The 8,646-nt window shown below is 38.6% G+C and carries 4 protein-coding genes; 3 read left to right on the top strand and 1 reads right to left on the bottom strand.

Going from position 1 to position 8,646, the window contains the following annotated elements; translation table 11 throughout:
- The 3 genes from ACTJJH_RS17380 to ACTJJH_RS17370 form a co-directional block, all read left to right on the top strand.
- Positions 1-4,341: beta strand repeat-containing protein (locus tag ACTJJH_RS17380; protein ID WP_440601512.1), on the top strand; the 4,341-nt coding region annotated here is incomplete at its 5' end.
- A 147-nt stretch (positions 4,342-4,488) separates the two neighbouring features.
- A complete protein-coding gene (locus ACTJJH_RS17375) occupies positions 4,489-6,144 on the top strand; it encodes a poly alpha-glucosyltransferase (protein WP_440601511.1) in 1,656 nt (551 codons plus the stop codon).
- Complete coding sequence (locus ACTJJH_RS17370; RefSeq protein WP_440601510.1) at positions 6,141-7,871, top strand: CapA family protein; 1,731 nt, start codon at positions 6,141-6,143, stop codon at positions 7,869-7,871. The genes ACTJJH_RS17375 and ACTJJH_RS17370 overlap by 4 nt, the downstream gene beginning before the upstream one ends.
- On the opposite strand, the gene ACTJJH_RS17365 is transcribed toward ACTJJH_RS17370, so the two are convergent.
- Complete coding sequence (locus ACTJJH_RS17365) at positions 7,868-8,584, bottom strand: hypothetical protein (RefSeq protein WP_002115569.1); 717 nt, start codon at positions 8,582-8,584, stop codon at positions 7,868-7,870. The genes ACTJJH_RS17370 and ACTJJH_RS17365 overlap by 4 nt on opposite strands.
- Positions 8,585-8,646: the final 62 nt, after the last annotated feature.

Below are 8,646 nucleotides of genomic sequence, written 5' to 3'. Positions count from 1 at the left end.
GATGCAGATATCACCGTGACTGTAGATACCTTGCCTGCAGACCTGATCGGTGCGATCACGATTCCTGAAGACTTAAATGGCGACGGTATCTTGAATGCAGACGAGCTAGGCACAGACGGTACCTTCAATGCACAAGTGGCGTTGGGACCAGATGCAATCGATGGCACGGTAGTGAATGTTAACGGTACTAACTACACCGTGACTGCAGCTGACCTTGCAAACGGCTTCATTACAGCGACTCTTGCCGCAACAGCAGCAGATCCTGTGACTGGTCAGATTGTGATTCATGCTGAGGCTGTAGATGCACAAGGTAACGTAGATGTTGCTGATGCAGATGTAACGGTAACTCTAGATGTTACTCCACCTGATATCACTACAACTGTGTTAGCAATTGACCCAGTTACTGCTGATAACATCTTGGATGCGACAGAAGCTGGTGGATCAGTGACCTTAACAGGTACATTGACCAACATCCCTACAGATGCAGTAACAACAGGTGTTGTGGTTACTGTAAATGGTGTTGAATATACAGCCACAGTTGATGCCGTAGCAGGTACTTGGACAGTTGATGTAGCTGGTAGTGGTCTTGCAGCAGATTCAGACTTAACTGTTGATGCTACTGCGACATTCACAGACCTCGCAGGAAACGCTAGTACACTTCAAGATACGCAAACTTATACTCTTGCAAGCTCTATCATTGCTTTCGATAACACTGATACAGCTGTACTTGCTCCTCAACCATTGCTTGTACAAGATGATGCAGCACTAGGAAGCAACACTTATCTAGCACTTGTATCGCTTGCTGGACTTGATTTGCAGTTAGGGTCAGAGTCAATCGACTTTACAGTGGGTGCTGGTCAAGAAGGCAATGCGACATTTACTTACAGTGCTTTAATTGGAGTAGATGCATTATCTGACTACTCATTAGTTGTTCAGAAATTTGATACAGCAACAGGTCAATGGACTTCAATCTATGGCGGTGGTCAAGCAGACATTCTTGATCTTACTTTGCTAGGTTCAACTCCTGGTGTGGTTCTTGAAGGTCTAGAAGAAGGTCAATACCGTGCATTCATGACTTACAACGGCCTTCTAGGTATCGGTTTACTGGGTACCTTAACTGGCACAATGGATGTTTATGACACAACACAAGTAGGTGGATACTACACCGAAGTTGCTGAAGGTAATGTCATTACAGAAATAAATGATGCTGGTCAAGTAGACGTTGTAACTTCAACAACAGTTGTAAGTGCGGTTAACGGCCAACCTGTTGTAGCAGATGGCACAATCATCACTGGAACTTACGGTACATTGGTGATCAACCTTGATGGCTCATACACTTATACGCCTACTGCAAGTGCAGCCGGTGTAGGACAAACAGACCAGTTTACATATACGTTAACTGATCCTGTAACTGGTGATACGGCTCAAGCAAACCTCAATATTCAATTGAGCTCTGTGAAAGCTGTGGATAATGTTGTAACTGCAGAAATCAACCCAGAACCGTTGCTAGTTGCAGATGATGTTGCTCTAGGCAGTTCAACTTACCTTGCAGCAGTATCGTTAGCAGGTATCGACTTACAATTGCTTGGTAACGACGCAATTGAGTTTACTGTTGATCCAAACCGCGAAGGTACAGCAACGTTCACATTCGATGCGATAATTACTGCCGATTTACTCAGTGATTATGCGATTGTTGTTCAGAAATTTGATGAAGCAACAGGTCAATGGGTATCGATTGGTGGTACTAACCCAGAAGCTTCACTCATCGATTTATCACTTATCGGTGGTACGCCAACCGCTGTGCTTGAAGGATTGGATGCTGGTCAGTATCGCGCATTCATCGGATATGAAGGCTTGCTAGGTGTAGGTTTAGGCGGAACATTAACTGGTACGATGGATGTCTACAATCCATACATCGTGGCTAGTTACTCTGTTGAGCCGATCTCTGGCAATGTCATCAAAGATGCGAGCCTCACTGGTGAAGTTGATGCAGCGAGCAGCAGTGCTGTGATCTCTCAAGTGAATGGTGTTGCGGTTGATCCAGTTGCTGGTGCAACAATCACTGGTACATACGGTACATTGGTGATCGACCAAGATGGTAACTACACTTATACCCCAACTGTAGACGGAGCAAACCTAGGTCAGGTAGATCAATTTACCTACACCTTGCTTGATCCTGTAACAGGTAACACTTCTGAGGCAACACTTTATGTTCGTCTCGATAGTGACAGTGTAGATATGACTTGGAACGATGCAGATCCATCTCAACCAGCTGTAATTACTAGCCCGCTTCCAGTAGATGCAATGGATAACGTTGCTTCAGCTGAAATAGACATGGTGTATCCAGTAACAACTGAGGTACTTGATAATGCGATCAGCTATAACTGGTTACTCGGTGTAGGTGGAATTGTTATCGGTTCTAGAGAAGGTACAGCGACATTTACAGTTGATCCAGGTAATCTGACTGACGCCATCATTGCAGTGAACTTTGGTTCGGTTGCTACGGTTGTCGACGGTTTACATGTGGTATTAACACGAGTAAATCCAGATGGCACTCGTACTGTAGTTGCGGATAGTTCTGATACTGGCGTAATTGACTTGTTAGGTATCTTTGGTTCTGAAGTTCAATTCAAGATTGATAACTTAAGTGCCGGTACTTATGAGTTGTTCATGGAAAGCAACACATTACTTACAGCTCTAGGTAGTGTTACTGCGGATATCACACTGAATCACGGTGATATCACTCAACCGCCTGTACTGGTTGTTGATCCTGTAACTGGTAATGTACTCGCTGATGATAACTCTGCTGTTTACGGTACAAACTATGTGCCAGACTACATTACAACAACTTCAGTAGTAACTGCTGTTACAGCTGAAAATGGTAATACAACTACAGTTGTAGCGGGTACTCCTGCAACGGTTGTAGGCGTATATGGAACTCTGACTATTAATGCAGATGGTACTTATAGTTATCAGGCAACTGCGGATATGGCGAATGTAGGTAAAGTTGATAGCTTCACTTACACAGTGACAGATCCAGTGACTGGCAGAACTGATACAGCTACATTACATGTTCAAGTTGGTTCGCCAGATGTTGATGTCACTTGGAATACAGCAGATCCTTCGGCAGATGCTACTCTTCCAACGCCATCAGTAACGCCTGATACAGATGATGCGACAATCAGTATGGAACCAGTGGTAGATCCTGCCGCTTCAGTGGCGAGTGGTGACTTACAATTTGCTCAGATTGGTACTGTTCCAATTATTGGTACTCCGATTTACGGTACTACGGGTACAGTCACTTCTAGCCAATTTGTAATTGGTGCGAACACTGTTAGTGATGTTCATATACAGTTGAACTACACTGCATCATTAAGCTTATCGGCATTACCAACTGTAGCTTATAAGATTCAGCAGTTTGTAGGCGGTGTATGGGTAGATACGGTTTATTCAGGTTCAGCGACGGCTTTAGCTGGCGTGTTGGGTGCTCCAGCCTACTCGACAGATGTCCCACATCTGTCTGCAGGTACGTACCAAATCGTATTCAACATTAGTGCTCTAGTTGCTATTGGCCAAGTTACTTTAGATACAGTAATTACAACCACAGCGACTCATCTAGACCAATACACACCAGATGGTCAAACAGATTGGATTACTGGTAACGTTCTTACTAATGATGTCGTAGAAGGTACTCAGCTCTATGTAATGAACTCAACAACTGGTACTTATGAACTAGCTGCTGGTCAAGGAGTGAATACAGGTGAAGGCACATTGTATCTATACAATGATGGCTCTTACTTCTACAAACCATTAGACAGTGCTGCTAATGCGACAGTTGATGTGATTGATTACAAGTTAGTTTCAGTGATCGATGGTAGTGAATATGCCTCTACATTGACGATTAACTTGAGTCAAGAGTTGAATAGCCTTGCAGTAAGTACTGCAGCAAATGATACATTTGCTCTTGGTAATGGCTCTGATACCTTGATCTACAACACATTAACGGCTGCAAGCGTAACTAACGCAACTGGTGGTAATACAACAGCTGGTGGTGTAGATGTATGGACTGACTTCCATGTGGGTAATACTGCAACGGATGATCAGGCTGATAAGATTGACTTAAGTAACTTGTTAATTGGTTCTCAAACTAACTTAACAATCGGTCAATATGTGTCAGTAAGCTACGATGCTGGTACTCAAACTGCGACAATCAGCGTAGACCGTGATGGTGGATTACTTGTAGAAGGTACTTACACTGAAACACCATTGCTTCAATTGACTAACCTCACTGGTCCAGTCACATTGAATGACTTGATCAACAATGGTCAAATCATTTTCTAATCTGACAATCGAGTTATAGAAAAAAAAGAGCCTTCGGGCTCTTTTTTTATGTTTAAACAATACGTTAACTGAGCTTTTTATATGTTCATGCTATGATGCATTGAAAACTTTATAGAACAACAAACAACGGATAGGAACTGATTTCGAGTGACAGCATTTTTAAACTTCCAAAGACAACTGAACCTTTGGTTAGAACATATCGCTCCACATGCTTCCGCTTTTCAGGATGAAACAATTTTATTTATATCTTATGGGCCTAAAGACCAAAGATGTAACGTATGGCATAGTAAAAAAACAAACTTTTCTCAAGCAAAAATACAATTATTAGCTTTCATTAATGACCAGTTTGCATATGAGTCACTTGTTGATTATATAAAAATTGATGTTGCATATAATTTAACGAAACAAGCTTGGAAAATAGTAGAGCAGCAGGTCCATCATCAATTTCACAACAACCACTACCGTAAAGGTATTGGGTTTGATGAAAAGTGTTCAGTAGCTTTTCTTGAGCAAGAGATTTATGGAAAGGCAATTATACGAGGTTTGAGCTATGACAAACCCAACTTTTTTGATGAAACAAATCTGAATTATGCAATTAAGCAAAAATATAACGCGACTAAACCACAGATTAAACTACAAGAGCTACAAGACATTTGGACTTTTGATACCTACGCAGCATTTTATGAAAATGGGCAATTCATTAATTTAGCGAGTAGTTATGATGCGAATGGTATTAGGGCGATTTCGAGCAATAAGAAACAGCATTTTCAGTCGTTAATTGAAAAAAATTCGGCATTTTTGCATGATCAAATTCAAGAAAATGGCAAATTTATCTATGGCTATTTTTCTGCCTTTGATCGAGATATTCGTAACTACAATACGGTACGCCACTGTACCTCGGTGTATGCGTTGCTGGAAACATTTGAAGTGCAGAGTAAACCAGAATATTGGCCCAAGATACATGCTGCTATCCAATATGCATTGACCAACTTTTATAAAGAAAAAGACTCAGAAACTGCTTTCATGATTGATGGTAAAGAAGGGGAATTTGAAATTAAATTAGGTGCCAATGCGGCTGCTATTTTAATGTTAACTAAATATCAAGAAATTACTCAAAAAACTAATTATCAAAAATATGCAGAGAAACTTGCAAATGGTATTTTAAAATTAATAGATTCAAATGGCTCAACAACTCACGTATTAAATTATCCAGATTATGATTTAAAAGAAAAATTCAGAATTATTTATTATGATGGTGAAGCTGCTTTAGCTTTATTAAGGTTATATCAAATTAACCAAGATTCTAGATTATTAGAAACTGTTAAATTAATGTTTGAATGTTTTATTGAAAAGAGATATGAAAAATATCATGACCATTGGTTAAGTTATTGTACCAATGAGCTCACTAAAATATGCCCTGAAGATAAATATTTTATTTTTGGTTTAAATAATTATTTAAAACATTTTATTTTTATTCGTAATCGAAAAACGACTTATGCGACTTTATTAGAAATGTTAATGGCTGCTTATAAAATGGTGAACCGTTTAAAAGAGCAGGGGCGCACAGTACTTTTTGAGCAAGCTTATATGCATGAGCTTCAAAAATTAATTGAGTTTAGAGCTGATTTTCAAACGACAGGCTTTTTTTATCCGGAAATGGCGATGTATATGGCACGACCAGATAAAATTTTACATGCTTTTTATATTCGCCATGATCGTTTTCGAGTAAGGATTGATGACCAAGAGCATAACTTATCGGGTTACATCGCTTACGTTAAAGATTACAAAGGTGATGAGCTATGAAGTATCAACCCGTTGAAATCAAGTTATTAGCACATATCGACACTATAAATTTTGATGAAGCTGTATGGCAATTTGAATTTGACGATGATATCTCCACGTTATTGCTAATCGACTATGCACTAGAGCAATTTCAGCAAAAAAAAGTACAAGCTCAAGATGTCTATGTTGTGCCACAAAATATGAGTAAGCAAATTGGACAGCAAAATTTAGGTTTAAAAGCATCTGAAAGTTACACATTTACCGAGTTATTGCAGTTCTTAATTTTTACTCAAGCAGCAGATGTAAAAGATGCTTTAAGTAAGATGCTCTGTGGTACAAATGAGCAAGCATCTTTAATTTTCTCTAAAAGAGCCGCTACCTATAACTTAACTTTAAAAAATGAAGCTACCCAAAATCAACTAAAGCATTTGTTTTTATTGATCAGAAAAATTTATAGCTATCCCAATGATATAAAAGAACTATTCTTTATAAAGGAGCTGAATTTTCAAGGAAAGTCTTATCTCCCTCAGACACCATTAATGGGACAGAATGTAGTAGAGGTCTTATATCTTATAAATTCTTTTAGAAAAATTTATCTCACTTTCTTTGAAGAAAACCAAACGATAGGTTTCTTTCTTTTCTTAGATGATATTCATCGTGCTGAGCACTTGATTCCTTACTATCATTGTTTTCAAACACAGAAGGTAACATCTAAAATTTGCTCAGCTCCAAGTGGCATTATTAATATTCTAGGCGATACCTACTTTGGGGAAATCTACACTGAAAAGCGTAGGTCAAAGGGTCAAAAAGATGCTCTACAACAATATGGATATAACTATTCATTTGAAAAAATAAAAACTTTTTTAGGTGAACATGACTTAAATATTGCTAACTTTGAAGCGGTATTTTCTTTAGAAAACCAATCTCCTTTAGATCATAAAAAGCCTTTTATTCTTAAAGCTGATGCTGAACAAACATTAGCAGCATTCAAAAATATTCACCTTAATCATGTGGTGTTGGCAAATAACCATCTAAAAGATTATGGGGATCGCGGGCTGACCTATACATTACAACAGTTGGATCAGGCTAACATTTCTTATATCGGGGCAGGTGTAAACCAAAAAGATGCTCATAACTACTTTCAACTCTCTTTTGAAAATAAGCGTTATGCTATTTTTAACGGATACTGGCACAGAGACACTGCCTATCTCGATTATGATTTTTATGCTTTAGGTTATAAGAGTGGGATTGCGTGTTTAAATGGTGTTTTGCTTGAACAAATAGGTCGCTATAGGCTGACTCATCCTGAACATAAAATTATTGTTATTTGCCATTGGGGTGTCGACTTCAAGCCCATTACAAAAGAGCAGAATAAGCTTGCTACCATTCTAACCCAAGCTGGCGCTGACCTGATCATTGGTCATGGTGCTCATACTATTCAACCTGTCCAGATCATCAACCAAAAGCCAGTCGTGTTTGGTATTGGAAATGCTGTGTTTAATAGCAATGGCGAATATGACAAACACAATGCCTTACCTTATGGTTGTATAGCAAGGTTAGATTTGTCAAAAGACTTACTTCGTCTTTATCCAATTTACACCAATAATTTGAAAACATTTTGGCAGCCATATCCAGTCAATGCTGAAGATTTCTTAAAAGCTAGTACTTACATGACATCTTCACTGACCCCTGAAAATTACATCGCTACCCAAGATAACTTAGGAGCATATATTGAAATTAAATTTTAGGGATATTGTTTGTATGTCGATAAAATAGTTTGAAGTTGTACTGGCGTAAATCCTAAATTTCTTAAGCCACCACTGCCTAATTTACATTCGGCGCTTGCCATGATGTTGGTTGGAGTACGTTTTGTAGCTTTTGGCGCACAAACATGTTTTAGACCAAAAACATGTCCCATTTCATGCACGCTACCAGCCTGAATATTATAATTGAGGCGGTTCCAGTCTAATAAAATAAAGGGTTTGCCATTATTACGAAAGGCTCTACTCGTTACATCTTCAAATTTCCATTTTGTTGAGTAGGCATCATAAATAAAAACAATCACTTCTTTACTTGCAGTTCGTTTCGGAAAACACGTATTTACACTGGCAGGGATAGTTTCAATCGTAATTGGGTAGGGCTGATTAATCTGTTGTTTTAAATCACAATGTAATTTTGAAAACTCTTCATAAGGAATATAACGATGTAATTTAAATTTAAAAATTTTATTATTTTTATCATCTACATAGTATTTATTTAATATTTTAATTTCCTTACGCATCTGTTGATAATTATCAAACTTTGTAGCTTCGGGAGAGTTGGTTGTAAAAACAAAAGTGACTGGAATAATAGGGCGGCCATCTGTAGAGACTTTAGGTGTTTCTCCTAAAGGAAGAGGAGGGCGTGTAGTACAAGAAACGCATAGTAAAGTGCCAGTAATCACCAGTAATGTTTTTTTCATGCAGATTTCCCTCAAGCCCACCTTGGATTGCATTTAGTTTTGTTCAAAATTTTTTATATGAT

Origin of the sequence: Acinetobacter sp. 22301, assembly GCF_052045285.1 — a bacterium.
Lineage (GTDB): Bacteria > Pseudomonadota > Gammaproteobacteria > Pseudomonadales > Moraxellaceae > Acinetobacter > Acinetobacter pittii.
The sequence above is the reverse complement of the archived record's forward strand: the minus strand, read 5'-3'. Positions and strand labels throughout refer to the sequence as shown.